The organism is Streptomyces sp. NPDC101225 (assembly GCF_044767585.1).
Taxonomy (GTDB): domain Bacteria; phylum Actinomycetota; class Actinomycetes; order Streptomycetales; family Streptomycetaceae; genus Streptomyces.
Genome location: NZ_JBIWOE010000006.1, coordinates 249,792 through 274,382, shown reverse-complemented (window position 1 = coordinate 274,382; position 24,591 = coordinate 249,792). Strand labels below are relative to the sequence as shown.

24 protein-coding genes and 2 tRNA genes are annotated in these 24,591 nt (G+C 71.3%); 11 read left to right on the top strand and 15 right to left on the bottom strand.

All coding sequences use genetic code 11. The features are described 5' to 3' along the window. Window positions 1-30: 30 nt before the first annotated feature. A complete protein-coding gene (locus ACIRPX_RS11815) occupies window positions 31-660 on the bottom strand; it encodes an alpha/beta family hydrolase (RefSeq protein WP_404192153.1) in 630 nt (209 codons plus the stop codon). Window positions 661-715: 55 nt separating this feature from the next. After that, window positions 716-1,531: an SOS response-associated peptidase gene (locus ACIRPX_RS11810; RefSeq protein ID WP_404191881.1), complete on the bottom strand. Its 816-nt coding sequence runs from the start codon at window positions 1,529-1,531 to the stop codon at window positions 716-718. Between the two features lie 104 nt (window positions 1,532-1,635). On the opposite strand from ACIRPX_RS11810, the gene ACIRPX_RS11805 reads away from it, so the two are divergent. The 4 genes from ACIRPX_RS11805 to ACIRPX_RS11790 all read left to right on the top strand — a co-directional run bounded on the left by ACIRPX_RS11805 (window position 1,636) and on the right by ACIRPX_RS11790 (window position 5,183). Beyond that, entirely contained in the window at window positions 1,636-2,355 is a 720-nt protein-coding gene (locus ACIRPX_RS11805) for a M50 family metallopeptidase (RefSeq protein WP_404191878.1), read from the top strand. A 52-nt stretch (window positions 2,356-2,407) separates the two neighbouring features. Then, window positions 2,408-3,724 carry a 3-phosphoshikimate 1-carboxyvinyltransferase gene (gene aroA, locus ACIRPX_RS11800; RefSeq protein WP_404191875.1) on the top strand — a complete coding sequence of 439 codons (1,317 nt, stop codon included), beginning with the start codon at window positions 2,408-2,410 and terminating at the stop codon, window positions 3,722-3,724. A gap of 12 nt (window positions 3,725-3,736) precedes the next feature. Further along, a complete protein-coding gene (rsgA, locus tag ACIRPX_RS11795; protein WP_404191872.1) occupies window positions 3,737-4,747 on the top strand; it encodes a ribosome small subunit-dependent GTPase A in 1,011 nt (336 codons plus the stop codon). A 112-nt stretch (window positions 4,748-4,859) separates the two neighbouring features. Beyond that, window positions 4,860-5,183 carry a DMT family transporter gene (locus ACIRPX_RS11790; RefSeq protein ID WP_404191869.1) on the top strand — a complete coding sequence of 108 codons (324 nt, stop codon included), beginning with the start codon at window positions 4,860-4,862 and terminating at the stop codon, window positions 5,181-5,183. Between the two features lie 49 nt (window positions 5,184-5,232). Here the strand turns inward: ACIRPX_RS11790 and ACIRPX_RS11785 are convergent, their stop codons facing one another. Beyond that, a complete protein-coding gene (locus tag ACIRPX_RS11785) occupies window positions 5,233-5,841 on the bottom strand; it encodes a TetR/AcrR family transcriptional regulator (RefSeq protein ID WP_404192150.1) in 609 nt (202 codons plus the stop codon). Between the two features lie 190 nt (window positions 5,842-6,031). Between ACIRPX_RS11785 and hisN the strand changes: the two genes are divergently transcribed. From hisN to ACIRPX_RS11765, 4 genes are all read left to right on the top strand, one after another. After that, window positions 6,032-6,832 carry a histidinol-phosphatase gene (gene hisN, locus ACIRPX_RS11780; protein WP_404191866.1) on the top strand — a complete coding sequence of 267 codons (801 nt, stop codon included), beginning with the start codon at window positions 6,032-6,034 and terminating at the stop codon, window positions 6,830-6,832. A gap of 208 nt (window positions 6,833-7,040) precedes the next feature. Continuing rightward, entirely contained in the window at window positions 7,041-7,724 is a 684-nt protein-coding gene (locus tag ACIRPX_RS11775) for an alpha/beta fold hydrolase (RefSeq protein WP_404191863.1), read from the top strand. 206 nt (window positions 7,725-7,930) lie between these two features. After that, window positions 7,931-8,323 (top strand): cyclic nucleotide-binding/CBS domain-containing protein, encoded by a 393-nt coding sequence (locus ACIRPX_RS11770; protein WP_404191861.1) that lies wholly within the window; start codon window positions 7,931-7,933, stop codon window positions 8,321-8,323. A gap of 104 nt (window positions 8,324-8,427) precedes the next feature. Continuing rightward, window positions 8,428-8,844, top strand: coding sequence for a Fur family transcriptional regulator (locus ACIRPX_RS11765; protein ID WP_404191858.1), 417 nt, complete (start codon window positions 8,428-8,430; stop codon window positions 8,842-8,844). A gap of 133 nt (window positions 8,845-8,977) precedes the next feature. On the opposite strand, the gene ACIRPX_RS11760 is transcribed toward ACIRPX_RS11765, so the two are convergent. The 4 genes from ACIRPX_RS11760 to ACIRPX_RS11745 form a co-directional block, all read right to left on the bottom strand. Further along, window positions 8,978-9,051 (bottom strand) — tRNA-Met (locus ACIRPX_RS11760). A 69-nt stretch (window positions 9,052-9,120) separates the two neighbouring features. Continuing rightward, complete coding sequence (locus ACIRPX_RS11755; RefSeq protein WP_404191855.1) at window positions 9,121-10,941, bottom strand: sel1 repeat family protein; 1,821 nt, start codon at window positions 10,939-10,941, stop codon at window positions 9,121-9,123. Between the two features lie 204 nt (window positions 10,942-11,145). Then, window positions 11,146-11,219 (bottom strand) — tRNA-Met (locus ACIRPX_RS11750). Window positions 11,220-11,273: 54 nt separating this feature from the next. Then, complete coding sequence (locus ACIRPX_RS11745; RefSeq protein WP_404192147.1) at window positions 11,274-14,231, bottom strand: UPF0182 family protein; 2,958 nt, start codon at window positions 14,229-14,231, stop codon at window positions 11,274-11,276. 165 nt (window positions 14,232-14,396) lie between these two features. Here ACIRPX_RS11745 and ACIRPX_RS11740 point away from each other — a divergent pair, with 165 nt between their 5' ends. Then, window positions 14,397-14,939, top strand: coding sequence for a PPA1309 family protein (locus ACIRPX_RS11740; protein ID WP_404191853.1), 543 nt, complete (start codon window positions 14,397-14,399; stop codon window positions 14,937-14,939). 18 nt (window positions 14,940-14,957) lie between these two features. Here ACIRPX_RS11740 and ACIRPX_RS11735 read toward each other — a convergent pair whose 3' ends face one another. The 4 genes from ACIRPX_RS11735 to ACIRPX_RS11720 all read right to left on the bottom strand — a co-directional run bounded on the left by ACIRPX_RS11735 (window position 14,958) and on the right by ACIRPX_RS11720 (window position 18,292). Beyond that, a complete protein-coding gene (locus tag ACIRPX_RS11735) occupies window positions 14,958-16,052 on the bottom strand; it encodes a PDZ domain-containing protein (protein ID WP_404191850.1) in 1,095 nt (364 codons plus the stop codon). A 56-nt stretch (window positions 16,053-16,108) separates the two neighbouring features. Continuing rightward, window positions 16,109-16,273 carry a hypothetical protein gene (locus ACIRPX_RS11730; protein WP_404191848.1) on the bottom strand — a complete coding sequence of 55 codons (165 nt, stop codon included), beginning with the start codon at window positions 16,271-16,273 and terminating at the stop codon, window positions 16,109-16,111. A 121-nt stretch (window positions 16,274-16,394) separates the two neighbouring features. Further along, on the bottom strand, window positions 16,395-16,856 hold the full coding sequence (locus ACIRPX_RS11725; protein WP_404191845.1) for a molybdenum cofactor biosynthesis protein MoaE: 462 nt from the start codon (window positions 16,854-16,856) through the stop codon (window positions 16,395-16,397). Window positions 16,857-17,128: 272 nt separating this feature from the next. Next, complete coding sequence (locus ACIRPX_RS11720) at window positions 17,129-18,292, bottom strand: SDR family oxidoreductase (RefSeq protein WP_404191842.1); 1,164 nt, start codon at window positions 18,290-18,292, stop codon at window positions 17,129-17,131. A gap of 192 nt (window positions 18,293-18,484) precedes the next feature. Between ACIRPX_RS11720 and ACIRPX_RS11715 the strand changes: the two genes are divergently transcribed. Then, on the top strand, window positions 18,485-19,945 hold the full coding sequence (locus tag ACIRPX_RS11715) for a zinc-dependent metalloprotease (RefSeq protein ID WP_404191840.1): 1,461 nt from the start codon (window positions 18,485-18,487) through the stop codon (window positions 19,943-19,945). Further along, the gene (locus ACIRPX_RS11710) at window positions 19,942-20,478 is read left to right on the top strand and encodes an NUDIX hydrolase (RefSeq protein ID WP_404191837.1); all 537 of its coding nucleotides are present in this window, start codon (window positions 19,942-19,944) and stop codon (window positions 20,476-20,478) included. Before ACIRPX_RS11715 ends, ACIRPX_RS11710 begins: the two co-directional genes overlap by 4 nt. Before the next feature lie 64 nt (window positions 20,479-20,542). Here ACIRPX_RS11710 and ACIRPX_RS11705 read toward each other — a convergent pair whose 3' ends face one another. From ACIRPX_RS11705 to ACIRPX_RS11690, 4 genes are all read right to left on the bottom strand, one after another. Then, the gene (locus ACIRPX_RS11705) at window positions 20,543-21,298 is read right to left on the bottom strand and encodes an AIM24 family protein (RefSeq protein ID WP_404191834.1); all 756 of its coding nucleotides are present in this window, start codon (window positions 21,296-21,298) and stop codon (window positions 20,543-20,545) included. A gap of 18 nt (window positions 21,299-21,316) precedes the next feature. After that, window positions 21,317-21,997: an AIM24 family protein gene (locus ACIRPX_RS11700; protein WP_404191832.1), complete on the bottom strand. Its 681-nt coding sequence runs from the start codon at window positions 21,995-21,997 to the stop codon at window positions 21,317-21,319. 11 nt (window positions 21,998-22,008) lie between these two features. Beyond that, on the bottom strand, window positions 22,009-23,700 hold the full coding sequence (locus tag ACIRPX_RS11695; RefSeq protein ID WP_404191829.1) for a TerD family protein: 1,692 nt from the start codon (window positions 23,698-23,700) through the stop codon (window positions 22,009-22,011). 124 nt (window positions 23,701-23,824) lie between these two features. Next, on the bottom strand, window positions 23,825-24,421 hold the full coding sequence (locus ACIRPX_RS11690) for a M48 family metallopeptidase (RefSeq protein ID WP_404191826.1): 597 nt from the start codon (window positions 24,419-24,421) through the stop codon (window positions 23,825-23,827). Between the last annotated feature and the right edge of the window lie 170 nt (window positions 24,422-24,591).

The window sequence follows — 24,591 nt, the reverse complement described above, 5'->3', positions numbered from 1 at the left end:
AGAGGTCCGGGCCGCAACATTCCCGGGCCGTCACGCCAGTGACCCGGTCCACTTCACGGCCGCGTCCGTGATGATCGCCACGGCCTCCTCCTGGGTGACCTCCGCCCGCTTCGGCACCGCGAAGCCGTGATCGCCCCAGGGCACCTCCGTCAACTCGTAGGCCCCGTCGGGGAACTCCTCCGGCTTCCCGAAGGGATCGTTCCCGCCCTGGACGACGAGGGTGGGCACCCCCGAGCCGAGCAGCTCCCCGGCGCGGGACTTCTCCGGGCGGCCCGGCGGGTGCAGCGGGAAGCCGAGGGCGAGCACGCCGTGCGCGCCGAGCTCGCCGGCCGTGCGGCAGGCGACGCGTGCGCCGGCGCTGCGCCCGCCGGAGACCACCGGCAGGCCGGGGCCGGTCAGCGCGGGCCAGATGCCGCGCCAGCCGGTGTCCAGGGTCTTCGGCGGCGGCGCGACCTTCTTGCCCGCCACCCGCCAGGGCTGCTCCACCAGGGCGACGGTCACGCCGTGCCCCGGCAGGACCCGGGCCAGCGCCTGCAGGTCCCGCGCCTCGATGCCGCCGCCCGCGCCGTGGCCGAGCGCCAGCACGAGCCGTGCCTGCCGGGCCGGGTGCCAGGTGATGCGGGCGTCCCCCGCCTGTGTGGCCGTGGTCTCGGTCGTCACCGCGGTAGAGGTCGTCACGTCCGCAGAGGTCGTCGGATCGGAAGAGGTCGTCACGTCAGAAGAGTGTGCCCTCTTCCGGCCCTTCCAGCTCCTTCAGCAGCTCCGGCCCGTTGTTGCGGACGTTGCTGACGGCCGTCGAGACCGGGTAGGCGCGCATCAGGCCGGGCGGGGGCGGGGCCAGCAGCTCGCGCAGGCCGTCGACGTCGGTGCGGGCGGGGTCGAGCCAGGAGTCCCAGCGGTCCGCGGTGAGCATCAGCGGCATCCGGGGGTGGATGTCGGCCAGCGTGCGCGGTCCCTCGGCCGGGGAGACGGCGAGCGGGCTCGTCTCGGCCTCCGTGGTGATCACGGAGCACGTCACCCACCAGGCCTGCGGATGGTCGTCCGGCAGGGTCCTGTCCCGCCAGAACTCGTACAGCCCGGCCATCGCGAACACCGAGCCGTCGGCGGGCAGCACGAAGTAGGGCTGCTTGCGCGGCCGCTTCTTCTTCCCCTCGACCTCCAGGTCGCGCTCCTGCGTGCCGGTGACCCACTCGTAGTACCCGTCGGCGGGGATGATGCAGCGTCGGGAGGAGAAGGCCCGCCGGTACGACGGCTTCTCGTGCACGGTCTCCGCACGGGCGTTGATCATCCGGGCGCCGCCCTCGGGCGTCTTCGACCAGCTCGGCACCAGCCCCCACTTGAGCTTGCGGAGCTGGCGAACCGGCCGCGGGTCCTGCACGTCCTTGAGAGGGCGGTCGAGAACGGCGTAGACCTCCTTGGTGGGGGCCACGTTGTAGTCGGGGGCCAGGGTCTCCTCGGGCTCCCACTTCTCGATCTCAAAGATTCCTGCGAGATCCTCTGGCCTACGACTCGCTGCATACCGTCCGCACATACGTGCCACACTGCCAGGCCCGCCCGCCGCCCGGCCACCACCCCTCGACGAAGGCGCCCTGGGCGCCTTCCCCCTCCATCGACCTACGGGAGCCACAGCCACTGATGGACAGCATCGCCTCCTCACTCGCCTCCCTCTGGGACCGGGTCTTCGGCACCCAGCCCGACCCCGACCTGTGGGTGGTGATCGCGACGCTGGCCGCTGCGCTCGCGGTGACCGTCCCGCACAACGTCTGGCGCCTGTCGCGCAACGCCATCACCATCGCGCACGAGGGCGGGCACGGGCTGACGGCACTGCTCACCGGCCGTCAGCTCACGGGCATACGGCTGCACTCCGACACCAGCGGCCTCACCCTCAGCCGCGGCAAGCCGCACGGACTCGGCATGATCCTCACCGCGGCGGCCGGCTACACCGCTCCCCCGCTGCTCGGCCTCGGCGGCGCGGCCCTGCTCGCCGCCGGCCACATCACGCTGCTCCTGTGGCTGGCGACCGCCCTGCTCGTGGCGATGCTGGTGATGATCCGCAACGCGTACGGCGCGCTGACCGTGCTCGTCACCGGCGGCACCTTCCTTCTGGTGTCCTGGCTGGCGGGCCCCCAGGTGCAGGCGGCGTTCGCGTACGCGGTGGTGTGGTTCCTGCTGGTGGGCGGCGTGCGTCCGGCCTTCGAGCTCCAGGCGAAGCGGGCGCGGGGCGGGGCGGGGGACTCCGACGCGGACCAGCTCTCGCGCCTGACCCACGTGCCGGCCGGGCTGTGGCTCTTCCTGTTCCACGCGGTGTCGCTGTGCTCGCTGATGGGCGGGGGGCGCTGGCTGCTCGAGGTGTGACCAGCCCCGACGGCGCCGCACCGGACGCACCGGCTCCTTATAAAGTGGGCCCATGGCCCCACACGACGCACCTACCGCCCTCTGGCCCGCCCCCCACGCGAGCGGAGCCGTCGACGCGACGGTCCACGTACCGGGGTCCAAGTCCGTCACCAACCGCGCCCTCGTCCTCGCCGCCCTGGCGAGCGAGCCGGGCTGGCTGCGCCGCCCGCTGCGCTCCCGCGACACGCTGCTGATGGCCGGCGCCCTGCGCGCCATGGGCGTCGACATCGTCGAGGGCGTGGGCCCGGACGGCACGGGCGAGACCTGGCGCGTGCTGCCCACCGGCCTGCGCGGCCCGGCCACGGTCGACGTCGGCAACGCGGGCACGGTCATGCGCTTCCTGCCCCCGGTCGCCGCGCTCGCCGACGGCCCCGTCCGCTTCGACGGCGACCCCAGGTCCTACGAACGCCCGCTCAACGGCGTGGTCGACGCCCTGCGCGTGCTCGGCGCCCGTATCGACGACGACGGCCGTGGCGCGCTGCCGCTGACGGTGCACGGCGGCGGGGCGCTGGACGGCGGCCCGGTGGAGATCGACGCGTCCTCCTCCTCCCAGTTCGTGAGCGCCCTCCTGCTGTCCGGCCCGCGCTTCAACCAGGGCGTGGAGGTCCGTCACACCGGGTCCCTGCTGCCCTCCCTGCCCCACATCCGCATGACCGTCGACATGCTGCGCGCGGTCGGCGCCCAGGTGGACACCCCGGACTCGGGCGGCGAGCCGAACGTGTGGCGGGTGACGCCGGGCGCGCTGCTGGGCCGGGACCTGACCATCGAGCCCGACCTGTCCAACGCCCAGCCCTTCCTGGCCGCCGCGCTGATCACGGGCGGCAAGGTCGTGATCCCCGACTGGCCGGCCCGCACCACGCAGCCGGGCGACAAGCTGCGGGAGATCTTCACCGAAATGGGCGGTTCCTGCGAACTCACCGAGTACGGACTCGAGTTCACCGGTTCGGGTGCCGTGCGCGGTATCGATGTGGACCTGGGCGAGGTGGGCGAGCTGACCCCGGGCATCGCGGCGGTCGCGGCCCTCGCGGACTCCCCCTCCACCCTGCGGGGCGTGGCCCACCTGCGGCTGCACGAGACGGACCGCCTGGCCGCGCTCACCAAGGAGATCAACGAGCTCGGCGGCGACGTCACCGAGACCGCCGACGGGCTGCGGATCCGCCCGCGCCGCCTGCACGGCGGCGTCTTCCACACCTACGAGGACCACCGCATGGCGACCGCCGGCGCGATCATCGGCCTCGCGGTCGAGGGCGTGCAGATCGAGGACGTGGCGACGACGGCGAAGACCCTGCCGGAGTTCCCCGACATGTGGACCGGGATGCTCGGGGCGTAGGGGCGTAGGCAGATGCGCCGTTACGGCAAGCACACCGACGAGGACGACATCCGCAGCCGCCCGAACCGCAAGGGCAACCGGCCGCGCACCAACATCCGCCCCAAGCACGAGGACGCGGCCGAGGGCATGGTCCTGACCGTCGACCGGGGACGGCTGACCTGCCTGGTCGAGGACCGGATCGTGCTGGCCATGAAGGCCCGGGAACTCGGCCGCAAGGCGGCGGTGGTCGGCGACCGGGTGGCCCTCGTCGGGGATCTGTCCGGCAAGAAGGACACCCTGGCGCGCATCGTCCGCATCGAGGAGCGCGACTCGGTGCTGCGCCGCACCGCGGACGACGACGACCCGTACGAGCGCGTGGTCGTCGCCAACGCCGACCAGCTCGCCATCGTCGTCGCCCTCGCCGACCCCGAGCCCCGCCCCCGCCTCATCGACCGCTGCCTGGTCGCGGCCTACGACGGCGGCCTGGACCCTCTGCTGGTGATGACCAAGTCGGACCTCGCCCCGCCCGACAAGCTCCTCGAGCTCTACGGCGACCTCGACATCCCCTACGTCGTCACCAGCCGCGAGGAGCTGGAGAACGGCGGCGCGGCGGCCCGCGTGCGGGAGCAACTCGACGGCCTGGTCACGGCGTTCGTCGGGCACTCCGGCGTCGGCAAGACGACGCTCGTCAACGCGCTGGTCCCCGCGGACCGGCGCCGGCTGACCGGCCAGGTGAACGCGGTGACGGGCCGGGGCCGCCACACCACCACGTCGGCGCTGGCGCTCCCGCTGGGCGAAAACGACGGCTGGGTGATCGACACCCCCGGCGTACGGTCCTTCGGCCTCGCCCACATCGACCCCTCGCGGGTCATCCACGCCTTCCCGGACCTCGAACCCGGCACGGCCGGCTGCCCGCGCGCGTGCAGTCACGACGAGCCGGACTGCGCGCTGGACGCCTGGGTGGCCGAGGGCCACGCGGACCCGGCCCGGCTGTACTCGCTGCGCCGGCTGCTGGCGACACGGGAGCGCCGGGAGGGCGACTGAGCCACGGCCGCCCGCACACGGTTCACCCCCGCGTGACCACCGCGTTGTTTGCGTTCACACCGGCCCGGTAAGTGCATAATCGCACCCAGCCGGACCTACGGGAGGACAGCACATGGCGTGGCTGCTGGTGGTGGTGGCCGGGTTGCTCGAGACCGGCTTCGCCGTGTGCCTCAAGCTCTCGCACGGGTTCACGCGGCTGTGGCCCACCATCGCGTTCTGCATATTCGCGCTCGGCAGCTTCGGCCTGCTGACCCTCTCCCTGCGCAAGCTCGACGTCGGCCCCGCCTACGCCGTGTGGACCGGCATCGGCGCGGCGGGCACCGCGATCTACGGCATGATCTTCCTGGGCGACCTGGTCTCCGCCCTCAAACTCGTCTCGATCAGCCTGGTCATCGTGGGCGTGATCGGCCTGCAGCTGTCGGGCTCCGCGCACTAGGCTCAGTGCCCTGTGGGGTGGGGGACGCCCCGGCCGGGGGCGCCGTCCGTCAGACCGGCTGCTGCCTGGGCAGCGCCGTGCGGACCAGGTCCGCGACGCCCCCGTCGCCCGGCGGGGCCGCCACGCAGGACAGGGCGAGCCGCACCACCAGCTCGCAGGAGCGGGCCAGGTCCGCGGTGTCCGGCTTGAACGCTCCCGGTCCCGACAGCACGGCCACGGCCCGGTCGCGGACCATCGCCACGAAGTCGCCGGGCGAGGGCAGCGGGCCGTCCGCCCGCCGCTGCGCCGGCACCGCCGAGGACGAGGGGACCGCGGACAGCGTCGGAGCCGGCAGCCGCTCGCTCCAGCAGCCGGTCAGCATGGCCCGGACCAGTGCGTTGTCGCGGGCCACGGAGGCGGTCCACTCGGCGGTCGCGGTCAGCCGCTCCCGGGCGTCGCTGTGCGTGGCGAGCGCGCGCTCGACTCCGGCGAGATACGCGTCCGCCTCCCTTCTGACCAGGGCCCGGGCGAGACCTTCCTTGCTGCCGAACTCGTTGTAGAGCGTCTGGCGGGAGACTCCCGCCACCGCGGCGACGTCGACCATCCGTACGGCGGACCACGGCCGGCGCGCCAGCGCCGTGTACGCGGCGTCCAGTAGGGATTCCCGCGCTGCAGGCATCATCGCCTCCCTGGGGCGAGCAGCTCTGCGCCCAGATTTGACGCGCCCGGGGGCACTGTCAAGGGTTCGCGGGCGCGCGCGGGGGGCGCCCTTCGGCCACTGTGTAACGGCGCGACGGCGGCGATGTGCCGCCAAACCGTAAGCGGGGGCCGCTGGCCCGCTCCCCACCTCGGTGGATAGCGTTCGTCCCATGCCGGACTACCTCGACGACCTCCGCTTCGCCCATGTCCTCGCGGACGCCGCGGACGCGACCACCATGGACCGCTTCAAGGCACTCGACCTCAAGGTCGAGACGAAGCCGGACATGACGCCGGTGAGTGAGGCGGACAAGGCGGCGGAAGAACTCGTCCGCGGCCAGCTCCAGCGCGCCCGACCACGCGACGCGGTCCTCGGCGAGGAGTACGGCCTGGAGGGCACGGGCCCGCGCCGGTGGGTGGTCGACCCCATCGACGGCACCAAGAACTACGTCCGCGGCGTCCCGGTGTGGGCGACGCTGATCTCCCTGATGGAGGCGGGCGAGACCGGTTTCCAGCCGGTCGTCGGCGTGGTCTCCGCCCCGGCGCTGGGCCGCCGCTGGTGGGCCGCGAAGGGACACGGCGCGTTCTCCGGGCGCAGCCTCTCCTCCGCCTCCCGCCTGCGCGTCTCCCGTGTCTCGAAGCTGACGGACGCCTCCTTCGCGTACTCCTCGCTGACCGGCTGGGAGGACCAGGGCCGGCTCGGCGGCTTCCTGGACCTGTCCCGCGAGGTGTGGCGCACGCGCGCGTACGGCGACTTCTGGCCCTACATGATGGTCGCTGAGGGCTCGGTCGACCTCTGCGCCGAGCCGGAACTCTCCCTCTGGGACATGGCCGCCAACGCCATCGTCGTCACCGAGGCGGGCGGCACCTTCACCGGCCTCGACGGCCGCCCGGGCCCGCACAGCGGCAACGCGGCCGCGTCGAACGGCCTGCTGCACGACGAGTTGCTGGGGTATCTCAACCAGCGCTACTGACGCAGCTTCCGGCTTGACCTGCGGGTTTCCACCCTCGCCAATCCCCTTGGCCACCGGGCGCTCCGGCAGATCAGGGTCAGGCCGGCCGGAAGACCTGGACCTGGTGCCGGGCGAGCGACACCTGTGGTTCCCTCCTAGAATTGAACAAATTGATCAAAAGGAGTGGATCTCCACCAAAGGTATCGATCAAGCGGCAAAGGAGGCACTCATGGCCGGAAAAGCCAGCATCGTGCTGGCCCACGGCTTGTGGGCCGACGGTTCGTGCTTCGCAAAGCTCATCCCCGCACTCCAGGCCGAGGGTCGCGAGGTCTTCGCGGCGCAGCATGGGCTCGACTCGCTCGCAGGCGACGTCGATTGCGTAACCCGCGCGATCAACCACGTGCCCGGCCCGGTCGTGCTCGTGGGCCATTCCTACGGCGGCACGCTGATCACCAAGGCGGGCGTGCACGACCGGGTGGGCGCCCTGGTGTACATCTGCGCGCTCGCCCCGGACGACGACGAGACCTCGCAGCAGCACCTGGCCGCGTTCCCGAGCTCGCCGGTTTTCGACCACCTCGAGGTCGCCGACAACCGCATCTACCTCAAGGAGTCGGGCATCGCCGACTTCTGCGGCGACCTGCCGCCGGAGGAACAAAAGCTCGTGCTGGCGACCGCCAGCCCGCCGATCGCGGACCTCTTCGACCAGCAGGTCCCCGGCAATGCCTGGCGGGCCAAGCCGAGCTGGTACATCGTGGGCACCCAGGACCGCACGGTGAACCCGGACCGGGAGCGCGCTTCCGCCGAACGGATGAAGGCCACGACCGTCAGCCTCGACAGCAGCCACGTCCCGATGCTCTCTCAGCCCGACGCCGTCCTCGAGGTCATCCGCAACGCCGCGAAGACCCTGGACTAGCGCCGGGAACCGCGGGGACCGCCTGCGGGCCGCCCGAGAGCACTCGACGACGCCCGAACTGGACGCACGCGCCCTCTTGTTGACCCGTGCTTTACCTGCGACTCTGAGAGTCCCCCCACTTGTGAACTTGTGAATTCCTGAACTAGCGGCCCGGGAGACCGGAATCCGCAGGTCACCGGGGATTCCCTAGGAGGTGGCTCCAGTCCATGCTCGTCCGCGACGCCATGAGCACGGTGGTCCTCACCATCGGCCCTGCCCACACCCTCCGCCAGGCCGCCGCCCTGATGTCCGCCCGTAGGGTCGGCGCGGCCGTGGTCCTCGATCCCGACGCCGGCGGCATCGGGATCCTCACCGAACGCGACATCCTCAACTCCGTCGGCCTCGGCCAGGACCCCGACACCGAACGTGCGCACGCCCACACCACGACCGACGTCGTCTTCGCCGCCCCGTCCTGGACGCTGGAGGAGGCGGCCCACGCGATGTCCCACGGCGGATTCCGCCACCTCATCGTCCTCGACCACGGCGAACCCGCCGGAATCGTCTCCGTCCGCGACATCATCCGCTGCTGGGCACCGGTCCGGCAGCACGCGCCCGCCTGACCGCGCAGGGGGACCCCGAGCAGGTTGGACTCAGTCCAAGTCGAGTGGAGATCCAAAGTCACACCTGTTCGGAAAATGGTCCCCCTGCTGTTAGGCTGGGCGGCATGAGCGACCTTCTGGAACGGCTGCGCGGACGCGGATGGCGCATGACCGCGCAGCGGCGCGTCGTGGCCGAGGTTCTCGACGGCGATCACGTCCATCTGACGGCCGACGAGGTCCACACCCGGGCCGTCGCCAAACTGCCCGAGATCTCCCGGGCCACCGTCTACAACACGCTGGGTGAGCTGGTCTCCCTCGGAGAGGTCCTCGAGGTCTCCACCGACAAGCGCGCCAAGCGGTACGACCCGAACGCGCACCGGCCGCACCACCACCTGGTCTGCGCCCGCTGCGGCGCGATCCGGGACGTCCGCCCCGGCGGCGACCCGCTCGCCGACCTCCCGGACTCGGAGCGCTTCGGCTTCGCGGTCTCGGACGTCGAGGTGACCTACCGCGGCGTCTGCCCGGACTGCGCTTCGGCCTGAGACCACCCTGGAGCTTCACCGGAGCCCCGGCACCGTCAAGGTGCCGGGGTTTTCCCGTGCGCCTCGAACGCCGTCGACCGCGGACACACCGAGGGCCGGAGTCCGTTTCCGGATTCCGGCCCTCGGCCTTCAGTAGCGGGGACAGGATTTGAACCTGCGACCTCTGGGTTATGAGCCCAGCGAGCTACCGAGCTGCTCCACCCCGCGTCGTTGAACGCAACGTTACGTCAAGGACGTCGGCAGAGGCAAATCCATCAGGACCGCACTCGGCTCCGGCTAGGCGGACAGTTCCTCGCGCAGCGCGTCGCGGAGCCGGGCCGCGCGCTCCGACACCTCCGCCGGCCCCAGCGTGGCCGCGCGGTCCGCCCAGCGCTGCCCCTCGGCCAGCTCACCCCGACGCGTGTAGACCAGGGCCAGCCGGAGCGCCGCCCGTCCGTGACCGGCGTCGGCGGCCCGGGTCCACCACACGGCGGCCTCGGGCTCGCTGCCCTCGCGGGCCAGCAGCAGCCCCAGGTTGAAGGCGCCGTTGCGGGACCCGGCCTCGGCAGCCTCCCGGTACCAGCGGGCGGCCTCCACCACGTCCCCGCGGGCGGCGGCCAGCATGCCGACCCGCACCTGCGCGCGCCGGTGTCCCTGGGTGGCCGCCCGCTCGTACCACTCCTCGCACTCGGTCCGCTCGTGCGCGGGCTCGCCGAGCTCGTGCGCGGGCTCGGGCGGCCGGCGGGCGTCCAGGACCGTCGCCAGCCGGTAGGCGGCCTCCGCGCTGCCGCCTCCCGCCGCACACCGCAGATGGCGCTCGGCCGCCTGCTCGTCGCCGTCCCGCAGCCGCGCGATGCCCACCTGGAGCGCCGCCTCCGTGTGCCCGGCGGCAGCGGCCCGCCCGTACCACCGCAGCGCGGCCGCGGCGTCCTCGGCGGTGCCGCGGCCGGCGTGCAGGATTCCCAGGTTGAACGCGGCGTCCACGCTCCCGGCCTCGGCGGCCTTGGAGAACCACGGCTCGGCGCCGGTGGTGTCCCCGCCCTGCAGCAGCAGGATGGCGAGCGCGTTGGCCGCCTCGCGGTGCCCGGCGTACGCGGCCCGGCGGTACCACTGCTCGGCCTGCGCGGTCCGCCCCTGCTCGGCGCAGAGCAGCCCGAGGTTGTACGCGCCGTTGTCGTCCCCGGCGTCCATCGCCGCCCGGTACCAGCGCTCTGCGGTCTGCGTCTCGCCGCGCTCGGCGTGCAGCGCGCCCAGCGCGTTGGCGGCGTTGCCGTCGCCGTCCTGGGCGGCTCTGAGCCACCACACGGCGGCGCTCTCGGTGTCCCCGGCGTCGCGCAGCAGGAAGCCGAGCGCACAGGCCGCGCGCGCCTCCCCGTCCTTGGCCGAGGTCAGGTACCAGCGGCCGGCCTCCTTGAGCTCGCCGCGCCGCTCCAGGATCGCGCCGAGGTGCAGCGCGGCCCGCCGGTGCCCGCGCGCGGCGGCCTGCCGGTAGAACTGCTCGGCCTCGGCCAGCAGTTCGACACCGTTGTCACCCCCGCCCTCGCCCTCGACCGCCGCACGGCGGTCGATCGCACGTGCCAGCCGGTAGGCGGCCTCACGGTGCCCGTGCTCGGCGGCGGCCCGCATCCACTCCTCGGCCCCGGCGTCCCCGCGGTGCTCCAGCAGATCGGCCAGCGCGTAGGCGCCCAGGGCGTGGCCCTGCTCGGCGGACTGGCGCAGCCAGTACTCGGCGGCCGGCTCGTCCCCGCGCTCGCGGTGGTGGCGGCCCAGGGCGTGCGCGGCCGCCGCGGATCCGGCGACGGCGGCGATCCGCCACCAGCCGGCGGCCTCGTCGGCGTATCCGCGCTGCAGGAGGAGGACTCCGAGGTTGTTGGCGGCGGCGCGGTCTCCCGCCGCCGTGGCGGCACGCAGCTGGGGCTCGGCTCCGTCGAGATCACCGCGGCGCAGCAGCATGGCCCCGAGGACGCTCATGGCCTCGACGTCGCCGGCCTCGGCGGCGAGCCGTCGGCGGAGTTCCTCGACGGCCTCCTCGGCCACCTCCCCGGCTTCGTCCGGTTCGGAAGGCTGCACAAATCGCCCTGTCTCGAACAGAGTTGCCTTGTCCCCCATAACGTCCATCGTCGCACCACCTGCAACCCGGGTACACCTGGTATACCGCAGCCAGTGAGGTCACTTCAGCGTTTTGTCGACATGCCCACAGAGAGACAAGTCAAACACAGATCGCCCAACTCCCCGAGGGGGCACGGCCGTCCCTCGTACCGGCACATGCGTTCGCACATCACGAAGGCCCGGATCCTTGAGGATCCGGGCCTTCGATTTGAGTAGCGGGGACAGGATTTGAACCTGCGACCTCTGGGTTATGAGCCCAGCGAGCTACCGAGCTGCTCCACCCCGCGTCGTTGTGTGGCAACCGTACCACGACGCGGGGTGGACTTGATCAGCGGTGGCCGCTACCCACCTGCGCTGCCGCTCGGACTGGGACTGCCGCTCGGCTTGGCGCTGCCGCTCGGCTTGGCGCCGGCCGTCGGCGCGGCAGTGCTGCTGCCGCCCGTCTTGTCGGCCTTGGACTGCGCGTCCTCGGCCCTCTGCAGCGCGTCCTCCAGGTCCTTCTGCGCCTTGCCGTACGCCTGCCAGTCGCCCTTCTTCAGGGCCGCCTGGCCCGCGTCGAACGCCTTCTGGGCGTCGTTCAGCGCTTCCTGGACCGTCGGGTTGCTGGACGTCGGCGGCGGCTTGGTCCCCTGGTCCGTCGGCGGCGGGGTCGAACTCTCCGCTCCGAAGACCTTGTTGAGGGCCTCGTCGAGGGTGTCCTCGAAGGCGGTCTTGTCGCCGTAACTGACCAGCACCTTGCGCAGCAGCGGGTACTTCAGTCCACCACCGCGTACGTAGACCGGCTCCACGTAGAGCAGTCCTCCGTCGAGCGGCACCGTCAGCAGGTTGCCGTACTCGATGTCGGAATCGCCGCCCTTGAGGAGCTTGATGGACTCGGCGATGTCCTGTTCGGAGTTGAACTGGCTCTGGACCTGTTTGGGTCCGTCGACCGTCGTGCTCGTCGGCAGTTTCAGGATTCTGATCTTGCCGTAGTCACCGCTGCTCGCGTCGGCGTCGATCGCCATGAACGCACTGAGGTTGTCCCGGCCGTTGGGGGTGAACGTCGTCGTCAGCGAGAACGCCTGCGACGGCTGGTCGGGCATCTTCATGCTCAGGTAGTACGGCGGCACCGCGCTGCCCGACTTGTTGGTCGGGTCGTCCGGCACCTGCCACCTCTCGCTGCCGCTGAGGAACGTCGTCGGGCTGGTGACGTGGTAACGCGTCAGCAGCTCGCGCTGGACCTTGAACAGGTCCTGCGGATACCGCAGGTGGGCCATCAGGTCGGGCGAGATCGCGGTCTTCGGCTGCACCGTGTCCGGGAAGGCCTTCATCCAGGTCTTGAGCACCGGGTCCTTGGTGTCCCACTGGTACAGCTTGACCTCACCGGTGTACGCGTCGACCGTCGCCTTCACCGAGTTGCGGATGTAGTTGACCTGGTTCTGCTGGGCCACCACCGCGCGCGAGTTGTTGCTCGCGGTCAGCGAGTCGGCCGTCGTGTCACCGAGGGTCGTACGGGACGCGTACGGATAGCCGTTCGTCGTCGTGTACGCGTCGACGATCCACTGGATGCGGTGGTTGACCACCGCCGGATAGGCGTCGCCGTCGATGGTCAGCCAGGGCGCCACCGACTCGACGCGCTCCTTCGGCGTGCGGTTGTACAGGATGCGCGAACCCTCGCCGATCGCACCGGAGTAGAGGATCTGCGGCTCGTTGAACGCGACCGCGTACGCCGCCCGGTTGATCGGGTTGGCGAGGTTGACCCCGCTCTTGCCCTTGTAGCTGGTGGTCTTCTCACCGCTGTCGTCGGAGTAGTCGATCTCCTTCTGGGGACCGCCGACGATCGAGTACGTGGTGGTCTTCTCGCCGTAGTAGACCTGCTGCTCGTATGTCCCGAGGGTGCCCTTGGAGGGCAGGTCGTACTCGGTGAAGACCGGCTGGCCGTTGGCGTCGGCGGCGGTGCCCTTGGCGGCGACCACCCCGTAGCCGTGGGTGTAGCGGAAGTGGTCGTTGATCCAGTTGTTCTTCGGGATGCCGTTGAGGTTCAGCTCGCGCAGACCGATGACCGTGTCCTGGTCCTTGCCGTCCTTGCTGTACCGGTCGACGTCCAGATTGGTCGGGAACGCGTAGTAGTTCCTGATCTGCTGGAGCTGCTGGAACGTGGGCGAGACGATGTTCGGGTCCAGGATGCGGATGCTCGCCGTGGAACCGACGTCGTCGCGCAGCGTGGCCTTGTCCTTGGTCTTGCTCGTCCCCGAGTAGTCCGACACCTTGGCGCCGTCGATGCCGTACGCCTCACGCGTCGCCTTGAGGTTCTTCTCGACGTACGGCGCTTCCTTGGCCTGCTCGTTGGGCTGGACCTGGAACTTCTGGACGATCGCGGGGTAGAGCCCGCCGATGAGGATCGCCGAGAGCACCATCAGGCCGAAGCCGATGACGGGCAGCTGCCAGGTGCGCCGCCACAGGGTGGCGAAGAACAGCAGCGCGCAGATCACGGCGATGCAGAACAGGATCGTCTTCGCCGGCAGGTAGGCGTTCGCGTCGACGTACCGCAGGCCCGTCCAGTTGTCCGTCGCCTTGAAGTCGCTGGACTTCACCGCGAGGCCGTACCGGTCGAGCCAGTACGCGACCGCCTTCAGGGCGACGAAGATGCCGATCAGCACCGACAGATGCCCGGTCGCGGCCGCCGTGGCCCGCGCGCCCGGGGAGGTGACCCTCAGCCCGCCGTACAGGTAGTGCGTGAGCGCCGCGGCGATCAGGGACAGGATCGCCGCCGCGAAGCCGAAGCCCAGCAGGAAGCGGTACCAGGGCAGGTCGAAGGCGTAGAACGAGACGTCCAGGTGGAACTGCGGGTCCTTCTGGTGGAAGGGCACGCCGTTGACCCACATCAGCCAGGTGCGCCACTGGCTGGATGCCGAGGCACCGGCGATCAGTCCCACCAGGGCGGTGATCCCGAGCAGCAGCCAGGTCTTGTACGGCGCGATCCCCATCCGGTAGCGGTCGAGACTCTGCTGCTCCATCGACATCGCGCTCAGCGGCGGCCGCATGCGGTGCGCCAGCCAGATGTTGAAGCCGACCGCCAGGGCCATCAGCAGGCCGAAGACGAAGAACAGCCCGATCTTGGTCCACAGCGTGGTGGTGAAGACGGACGAGTACTGCACGGAGCGATACCAGAGCCATTCGGTCCAGAACCCCGCGAACATGGTGAACGCCATGCCGAGGACGGCCAGGACGCCCAGTGTCATGAGCAGGGTCCGGACACGCCGGGACGGGCGGCCCACTCTGATCCGCGGCCCCGTCGGGCCTCCGCCGCGGTCCGGCATCTGGAAAGCCAAGGTGCGCACCTCGAAGTTCGCTGTCGATACGTCAGGCCCGCGTCTTCACGGGTCCGCCGTGGCCCCCCGTGATCGTGGGCCCACTACCTATGCAACTTACTCACCGTTTACTCGGTTCCCGATTCCGGCCATGAACGAGGCAGGATTGTGACCATGTCCAACACTCCCATGGCAGCGAACCCGCTCACCCGGGCCGTGCTCGAGATCGACGAGTACACCTCCGGCCTCGGCTGGGACCAGCCCGCCCGCCTCTTCGCCCTCGTAGACACCGCTCGGCTGCGGTCCCAGGAACCCGCCCTCGCGGCCCAGCTCGGCCTGGAGGACGGCTCCGGGACCGGTGGCCTCACCCCCATCGAGCAGGACGAGATCCCGGCCGGGAAGCCGCTGGACGAGTTCCTCGCCACGATCGCCTGGCCCGACGCGGTGGCCGGCTGCGCGCTCACCGTGGAGCGGCTGATGCTGCCGCCGTCCGCCGAGGCCCAGGTTCCCGAGGACCTGGACGAGGCCGGCCTCGCCACGTGGGTGGCGGACCACCCGGAGCGCCAGGAGGTCCGCATGACGGTCGCGGTGCTGCGCGACGGCGCCCGCGACTCGGCCCTGCGCCTGCGCGCGAAGGACGCCCCGACGGAGGTCCTCACCGGCTCCGAGCTGGTGCCCGGGCTGGCGCAGGCCCTGTCGGCGACCTTCGAGGAGTAGCAGAACGCCGCGGCGGTCCTACTTGACCGTGCACTTCGGCAGGTCGGACGTCCGGCCCGCGCGAAGGTCCTTCAGCGCGCCGAGGGCGTCGTCGATGGTGTTCACCTTGACCAGGGTGAGCCCGCTCGGGGTGTCCTTGGCGGCGGCCGAGCAGTTGTCGGCGGGCGTCAGGAAGTAGCGCGCGCCCTTGTTGCGCGCGCCGACCGTCTTCATCTGGATGCCGCCGATCGGGCCGACCTTGCCGTCGTCGTCGATCGTCCCGGTGCCGGCCACGAACTTGCCGCCGGTCAGGCTGCCGGGCGTGAGCTTGTCGTAGAGGCCGAGCGAGAACATCAGGCCGGCGCTCGGCCCGCCGACGTCGGCGAGCTTGATGTCGATGCTGAACGGGAAGGTGTGGTCCGTCCCGGCCGAGATCCCGACGATGGCGCGCTTCTTGCCCTTGTCGTCGGAGGTCGTGGTCGTGATCGTGATCTTGCGCGTGGTGGTCGCCGTCTTGTTCTGCTTCTCGGCGGCGGCGTGCTCCTTGGCGGGCACGATGGTGAACACGACGTCCTGACCGGGCTGGTGCTTGGTCACCAGCCCGGCGACGTCCTCCGGCCGCTTCACGGCCGTGCCGTCCACGGCCTTGATGACGTCACCGGCGTGCAGCTTGCCCTCCGCCGGGGAGCCCTTGACCACCGTCGAGACGATCACCCAGGTCTTCACCGGGATGTGCAGCTCCTTCAGGGCGGCGACCTTGGCGCTCTCCTGGGACTGGCTGAACTCCTCGGCGTTCTCCTGCGTCGACTGCTGCTCGGTCTTGCCGTCCGGGTACAGGGTGTCGTGCGGGACGACCTTGCTGTCGTGGGCGAGCCATCCGTAGACCGCCTCGACGAGGTTCATGCGGTAGTCGGCGCTGGTGACCCGCACGGTGGTCATGTTCAGGTGGCCGCTGGTCGTGTAGGTCCGGTGCCCGGAGATCTGCAGCACCGGCTCGCCGTCGTGGTCCCCGAGCGTGTTCACCGTGGGTCCCGGGGACATCTCCGAGTACGGCACGGGGATGAACACTCCCGCGCACAGGAGCGCGATCAGCATCAGGGTGGAGGCGAGCATCGTCGCGGTGCGGCGTGGCATGCCAAGACAGTACGGGACGGCCCTGTCAGCGGACCGTCAGGCCCACCCCCGGCGTCTCACGTACCGGAGTCGGACCGCTCCATGGCCTCGCGGAAGCGGGCGTACCCGGTGAGCTCGGGACCGTCACCGCGCTGCTTGCGCGTCCGGCCGGCCCAGCTGCCCCACAGCCCGGCTCCGATCGCGGCGACGAGCGGAATGAGCAACCACAGAAGCGCACCCATGCCGACCTCCCAACCCCGGTGAGCAACCGCGCGAACTGACTGATCAGCAGATTAACCATCCGCACTGACAACGCTCACGGCAGGGGTGCGGTTACGCAACCCGAGGACGGCACAGGGGGGTTCAGCAGGCCCCCACCCACTCCTCCGTGCCGTCGGAGAAGGTCTGGTGCTTCCAGATGGGCACCTCGTGCTTGAGATCGTCGATCAGCTTCCGGCAGGCCTCGAAGGCCTCGGCCCGGTGCGGGCACGACACCGCGACGACGACGGCGAGATCTCCCACGGCCAGATCACCGACCCGGTGCACGGCGGCCAGCGCCCGCACCGGGTACTCGGCGACGACCTTCTCGGCGATCCGCCGCATCTCGGCCTCGGCACTGGGGTGGCACGAATAGCCGAGCTGATCGACGTCCGCGCCGCCGTCGTGGTTGCGCACGGTGCCCACGAACAGGGCGATCCCCCCGGCCGCCTCGTCCCCGACGGCCCTGAAGACCTCGTCCAGCGAGAGCGCGGTCTCCCGGACGGCGACGAGCTTGACGGGCTCCTGCGCGGCGTGCTCGCCGGGATGATCGTTCGTGGGTGCCATACCCCTATCGTGCCGCACGCTCCTGACGACGCGGAATAGACGTTTCACCCGGCACACGCGCGTGAAGGCTTGGAGTCTCCTACGAGCCCCGGGCTTCAAGGCTTCGCAGCTTCACGGCTTCACGGCCTCGGGGCCTCGGGGCTGGTGTGTCGCAGAGGCCCCTCTCCGAGGCCGGGCCCCTGCGGGCCCCAGGGGGTTCCTCCGCCCCTGGGGTGCTCCGCGAGGCCCGATGCCGTCTCCGGGGGGCGGCCCGGCCGGGTGGAGCCGCCGCCTCAGATGCGGCGCCGTGCCTTCCGCGCCCGGCGTACCACCGCCGCGGCGCCCAGCAGGGCCACGGTCGCGCCCGCCGCGCCGGCCGCCGTCGCGTCCTTGCGGCCCAGCCGGCGTCCGGCGACGGTGTGCCGTCCGGAGACCTCCGCGAGGAGCTCCGCGAGCACTTCCTCGTTGGTCCACCGAGGGCGCCAGCCCGCGTCGTGCAACCGGCTTCCGCTCACGACCCACGGGTACATCGTGTACGCCAGGTCACCGGCCGGGGACGGCGTCAGCCCGATCCGGTGCAGCCGGGCGGCCGCGCCCAGGGCCACCGCGGACGGCAGCTCCATCCGCCGGATGCCGCTCAGCTCCTCGACCTCCTCCTGCTCCAGCCATCCGTCGCAGCCGACCGCCAGCTCGCCGTCGGCCTTCTCCAGGACGACGTACTCCAGGGCGCTGCACAGATCCTCGACATGGCAGAACTGCCAGGCGGGCCGCGAATCGGCGACCACCAGCAGGCGAGGCGACTCGAAGTACCTGGTCAGAGCGGTGTCCGTGCCTCCCACCAACACCGCGGGCCGTACGACGCTGACGTTGAGCCCCGGGTGCGCGCGCGGGGCGCGCCGGGCGAGCCGCTCGATCTCCAGCAGGTCGCCGACCCCGGTGGCCTCGGCCGTGGCGCGCAGCTCGGCGTCCTCGGACAGCGGCAGCTCGTTGTCCGGCAGCGCCCCGTAGACCATCGCGGAGGTGCACAGGACGACCCGGTGGACCCCCGCGGCGGCCGCGGCGGTCAGCACGGTCTGCGTCCCGCGCACGTTGTAGGCCGTACGGGCGGCGGGGTCGGTCTCCAGATCGAGATCGAGGGCCAGGTGCACCACCACGTCCGCGCCCCGCAGCTTGTCCGCGATGGCCGGATCGCGCACGTCCAGGATGTGCCACTGCGCCGCCTCGCACTCGCCGCGCCGCTCGTCGATGGCGATGACCTGCTTGATCCCGTCCGAGGCGGCCAGCCGTTCGGTGAGCAGGGCGCCCACGCCGGAAGCGGCTCCGGTGACCGCGACGACCGGCCCGCGCACCGGGATCGACTCGCCGGCGCGAGACGCCGTCGTCGAGGGGCGTTGGTCGGGCGACGGGTGGGCCGACTCGTTTCGCGCTGCGCGAACCTGAGGATCTGGGGAACTCACCGGGCGTCTCCAGCGGTTGTCTTCAGTAAGAACGCGAGTGACGCGTCCGTACCAGGTGGCATCCATCCTGCCGCAGGCCGAGAGTCGGCGAAGCACCGAGGCCCGATCCGCCCATGGTGTCTACGCTGGGTGGTGTTATCGGGCAGTCGTGCCGTCGGAGAGAACCGGCGGCCTTACCAGCCGAGGAATCCCGTGAGTGACACCCCATTCGGATTCGGCCTTCCGCCGGAGGAGCCGGAAGACGGCGACGAGGGCAAGAAGAAGGACCAGGAGAGCGGTGGTGGTCAGGGCCCGGCCAACCCGTTCGGCTTTGGCGGGCTGCCCGGCGCCGGAGGCTTCGGCGGACCCGGCGCGGACAATCCGCTCGCTGCCATGTTCGGCTCGCTGAACCCCAACGACCTGGGCGCCGCCTTCCAGCAGCTGGGCCAGATGCTCTCGTACGAGGGCGGCCCGGTGAACTGGGACATGGCCAAGCAGATCGCCCGCCAGACGGTCTCCCAGGGCACCCCTGACGGCACCAAGGACTCCAGCATCGGCCCCGCCGAGCGCACCGCGGTCCAGGAGGCCGTCCGCCTGGCCGACCTGTGGCTGGACGACGCGACGTCGCTGCCGTCCGGGGCCGGCTCCGCGGTGGCGTGGTCCCGCGCGGAGTGGGTCGAGGCGACCCTGCCCGCCTGGCAGGAGCTCGTCGACCCGGTCGCCGAGCGCGTGGGCGCGGCGATGGGCGACGTGCTGCCGGAGGAGATGCAGGCCATGGCCGGCCCGCTGATCGGCATGATGCGCTCCATGGGCGGCGCGATGTTCGGCACGCAGATCGGCCAGGCCGTCGGGGTGCTGGCGGGCGAGGTCGTCGGCTCCACCGACATCGGCCTGCCGCTCGGCCCGGCCGGCAAGGCCGCGCTGCTGCCGGTGAACGTCGAGGCGTTCGGCAAGGACCTGGGCGTGCCGAAGGAGGAGGTGCAGCTGTACCTCGCCCTGCGCGAGGCCGCCCACCAGCGCCTCTTCGCGCACGTGCCGTGGCTGCGTTCCCACCTGTTCGGCGCGGTCGACGGGTACGCGCGCGGGATCAAGGTCGACACGGCGAAGCTGGAGGACGTGGTCGGCCAGTTCGACCCGCAGAACCCCGAGCAGCTGCAGGACGCCCTCCAGCAGGGCATGTTCCAGCCGGAGGACACCCCGGAGCAGAAGGCCGCCCTGGCCCGCCTGGAGACGGCTCTGGCGCTCGTCGAGGGCTGGGTGGACGCGGTGGTCCACGCGGCCGCCAAGCCGCGTCTGTCGTCCGCCGACGCGCTGCGCGAGACCCTGCGCCGCCGCCGTGCGACGGGCGGCCCGGCGGAGCAGACGTTCGCCACGCTGATCGGCCTGGAGCTGCGTCCGCGCCGGCTGCGCGACGCCTCCCGTCTGTGGGCCTCGCTCACGGACGCACGCGGTGTCGACGGCCGGGACGCCCTGTGGGCCCACCCGGACATGCTGCCGACGGCCTCGGACCTGGACGACCCGGACGGCTTCGTGCACCGCGAGCAGCTGGACTTCTCCGAGCTCGACAAGATGCTCGGCGAGGCGGCCGGCGGCTCCGCCGGGAAGCCGGACCTGACCAAGGACGAGCCCGGGGGCGACGCCGAGGACGACCGCAAGGGTGACGGCACCGAGTGAGCCTGTACGACGACACGGTCCTCGTCCTGAAGGGGTACGAGGGCCAGGAGGAGCTGCGCCAGGAGGAGCTGCGCCAGGCGTACCTGGACCACCTGTCGGCGCACGAGGACGGTCTGTGGAAGGCCTGCCAGGCGGGTCACATCACGGCGAGCGCCCTGGTGGTCGATCCTGAGCGGGGCCGGGTTCTGCTGACCCTGCACCGGAAGCTGCGGATGTGGCTCCAGATGGGCGGTCACTGCGAGCCGCAGGACAGCTCCCTCGCGGCGGCGGCGCTGCGCGAGGCCACCGAGGAGTCCGGCGTCCCCGGCCTGGTGCTGCTGCCGGGCGGCCCGGTCCGCCTCGACCGCCATCCCATCCCGGCACCCTGCCACTGGCACTTCGACGTCCAGTACGCGGTCGTGGCCCCGCCGGACGCGGTCCAGGAGATCAGCGACGAGTCGCTCGACCTTCGCTGGTTCGCCTACGACGAGGTGGCGGACGTCGCGGACGAGTCGGTGCTACGCCTGCTGGAGGCGACGCGCGCGAGGCTGTGAAGCGTGACCATGTGTAAGGGGCGCCCGCATAGGCGGGCGCCCCTTGCGTTTGCTTTCCGGACGCTCAGCTCCAGACGTTGCCCTGGTTCTGCCCACGCGCCCCGTGCTGCCCCATGCCGTACTGCGCGGCGAGGCCGGAACCGATCTGGGCGTTCTGCGGCGGCAGCAGCTCACTCGGCTGGACGAGCGCGAAGCCGCTGCCCATGAAGCTGAGCTCCCAGCCCTCACCGGTGCTGCCGCGGCGCCGCCACACCCCGGAGGAGTGCGTCTGGGCCTGCATCTGCACCCGCAGGCTCGTCGACCAGGCGACGATCGCGTCGGCGTCGCAGTTGACGTACTTGTCGGGCGTCACCTGCATCATCAGCGGCGCACCGGAGGTCATCAGGGCGACCTGGCCGTGGCCGGTGATGTTGAGCTGGTACTTCCCGGAGCCGGAGATGCCGTACTGGCTGTCGACGGCGATGACCTCGTGGTGCAGCGTGGAGTCCATCGCGAGGACGTAGCTGCTGTCGACCGTGAGGCCGTCCTGCTCCACGTCCACCACGTGGATGTGCTGGGCGAGGTTGGCGAAGAAGACGGTGCCCTGGCCGTGGCAGCGCATCAGGCTCAGGCCCTCGCCGGTGGCCGCACGCGCGTACGCCTGCTGGGTGTTCTGGTACTCGGCGTCGAACTCGACGAGCCCCTGGTAGGCGACCATGGTGCCCTTGCGGGCGAGGATGTCGTCATGGCCCTGCAGCGTGACCCGCAGCATCTGCTGGTTCTGCAGGCTGTAGCGCTCCTGGCTCTGCGAGTCGTTGAAGGCGAAAAGCGGACTCTGCATGGTGTTTCTGCCTCCCCCTCAGCCCCGGAACCGCAGGCGGTCGGTGCTGTCCTCGCTGGGCTGGACGACGACGATGCCCTGACCGGAGAAGGCCATCTGGTAGGCCTCGCCGCTGCCGCGGCCGATCAGCGACTGCGCCTTGAAGCTGCGCTTGCCCTTCACCTTGAGGTTCGGGGACCAGGCGACGAGCGCGTCCGGGTCGACGTACGTCTCGTCCTCACCACCGCCGCAGTCGACGACGATCGGCTTGCCCCGGGAGGTCAGCGCGACCCAGCCCTGCCCGGAGATCCTGGTGTTCCACAGGCCCTGGCCGGCGAACTTCGCGAGCCCCTTGACCCGCTCGACGCCCCAGCTGAGGGACGCGTCGAAGGCGAGCAGGTTGGTGGCGTTGACGGAGATGCCGTCGCCGTCGAGGTTCACGACGACGACGTCGGCGCCGTAGTCGGCGAGGTAGAGCAGTCCGTCGCCGGAGCACTTCATCAGGGGCGCGCCCTCGCCGGTGACCCAGTCGCGGGCGATCTGGCGCACGGCCGGCGGATTGGGCTCGTACTGGATGAAGCCTTCGTAGGCGACCATCGACCCCACGCGCGCGAGGAGGTCGTTCCCGGTCTGCATGGCGACCTTCAGCATGTTGTTGCCGTGGTTCTCCATGCGCGCGGTGACGGGTGCGGGGGCGTAGCCCGCGAGCGGCTGGTTCATGACGGGCTCCCTCAGACCTCGTAGGGCTGGACGACGACGAAGTTGCCGGGAGCGGCCCGGAACTGGAGGTTCACGCTCTCGCCGGTGTCGCCCGGGTAGGAGTTGCGGCGCATGCGGACCTGGCTGGAGACGATCACCTGGGCGGCCGCCGACCAGGCCACGACGGCGTTGCAGTCGGCGAAGGTGGTCGGCGTGACCGGCAGGACCACGGGCGTGCCGTGCGTCTTGACGACGATCGTGCCGGTCCCCTGGAACTGCATCGTGAACAGCGCGCCCCCGGGGATGCCGTGTCCCTCGATCCGGCGAACCTCGTGCTGGAGGCTCTCGTCGAAGGCGAGGACGTTCTCCGCGGACACGCAGATCGCGTCGCCCTGGAGCTCGATGGGGTGCAGGTAGGTGGCGCTCTCGGCGAGGAAGACCTGGCCCTGGCCGGTGCAGCGCATCAGCTGCATCTCCTGGCCGGTGGCGTTGCCCACGATGCGGCCGGCGAACCCGGCGCCCTTGTAGCCGAAGTCGACCTTGCCCTGGTAGAGCACCATGCTGCCCTGACGGGCGAGCACGGGCTGGCCGCCGATACCGAGGTCGACGCGGACGAGCTTCTTGTTCTGCTGCGTCCAGCGCTGCCCGGTGGGCGTCTCCTTGAACTTCTGCAGCGCGGCGGTCACGCCGGCGCCGCCCTGGGGTGCGCCCTGCGGAACGGCGTAACCCTGCTGCCCCGGGACCTGCCCGAAGGGCGGCTGCTGGCCGTAGCCGGGCGGCGGGGTCGGAGCCTGGGGCGCGTGCGGTGCCTGGGACCGGCCGTAGCCGGGCGGCGGAGGAGCGGCCGGAGCGCCGGGCCCGCCGTAGGGCTGCTGCTGGGGCGGCTGGCCGTACGGTGCGGGCGCCGGGCCGGGCGGCGGCACCGGGGCGCCGCCGGGCGGGGTCATCGGGGCGATGATGGTGGGCGCGGCGTGGACGTTCGGGGCCGCGGCGGGCGCCGGCGCCGGCGGCGGGGTGGGTCCCGGGGGCGGCGGCGGGGTGTGTCCCGGGGGCGGCGCGAAGCCCTGGGGAGCGGGCGCGGGAGCCGGGGCGGACGGCGCAGGCGGGGCGGACGGGGCGCCGAACGCGGGCGGGGCGAAGCCGGGCGCGGCGCCGCTCCGTGCCTGCTGCGGAGCGGGCGCCGCGGGCTGCTCCTCCTCGGCGACCTCGCCGCCGAAGTTCTTCAGCAGCGCCTCGAGGCCGCCGTCGAAGCCCTGTCCGACGGCGGCGAAGCGCCACACGTCCTTCAGGTAGAAGTCGCCCAGCATCACGGCACGCTCGGTGGAGAACTCCGCGCCGTTGAACGAGTACCGGGCCACCTCCTCACCGCCTGCGACGATACGGATGTACCCGGGGGCGATCTGCGACATCTGCCCGGCGCCGTCGAGGGCCGCGGTGAACGACAGCTTCTGGATCCGCGCCGGGATCCTGTCGAGCGTGATCCGGAAGGACTCCGTGTCCCCGGCCTGCGCACCCAGGAGCTGAATGGACTCCTCGGGCGACTTCGGCTGGTTGAAGAAGACGAAATAACGGTCGTCGGACAGCCGTTCGTCGGCGTCGAGACCGAAGCAGCTGATGTCGAAGGTCAGTCCGGGGCCGTTGATCTGCACGCCTACGTACAGATCCGTGCCCGCGGTGAGGTCACTGATCCTGGCCTTGTGGCCGCGTTGGAATTCCCTGGCCATGCGTAACGACCGTCCCCCATCCCGAATGTGAGTGCGTCGCGCCAGGCTAACGGCAAACCCGGACACCGGATGAAGTCGGTACAGACCCGGTACACAACGGCGGCCCCCCCGGCGGGAGCGGCCCTCACTCCCCGCCGGCCCCCGGCAGATGCGGCAGCCGTCCGGCGGCGACCACGCCTTCGAGGTACCCCCGGGCCCGCTCGGTGCGGGGATATGCCTCCAGAAGACGCCAGAACCGGGGGCCGTGCCCGGGGACCAGCAGATGCGCCAGTTCGTGGACGAGCACGTAGTCGACGACGTACTCGGGCATGCCCTGCAGACGGTGCGAGAGCCGGATGCTGCCCTCCGCCGGCGTGCACGAGCCCCAGCGGGTGTTCTGGTTGGTGACCCAGCGCACCGAGGTGGGCCGGGCGCGCCCGTCGAAGTACTGGGCCGACAGCCGCTCGGCGCGCTCGGTCAGCTCGTCGTCGCCCAGGACCCGTTTGCTCTCCTGGGCGGCCAGCTTGTCGAGCATGACGGTGACCCAGCGCTGCTCCTCCGCCTCGGACATCCGGGCAGGGATGAGTACAACGGTGCGATCGCCCTCGCGGTACGCGGAGACCGTCCTGCGTCGACGGGCGCTCCTGCGGACCTCGATCGCGCTCGCCCCCGAGCCGCTCGGCGGCTGGCTCGTCGTACTGCGCTGTGGCGTTCTGGCGCTGTGCAGTGGGTCGGCGGGCACGCCCCGACGTTACCTGTTGCACATGGGGGAAGTCCCGGCTCCGGGACGGTTCCGTGCCGATCGCCCACCAGGCGTTTGATTTGTACGACGAATGCTCGCAGGTTGTGGACAACTTTCGACGGCTGTCGCCCGGTTTGGGCATGCTGGTTCTCGCCGGGGAAGCCACGACC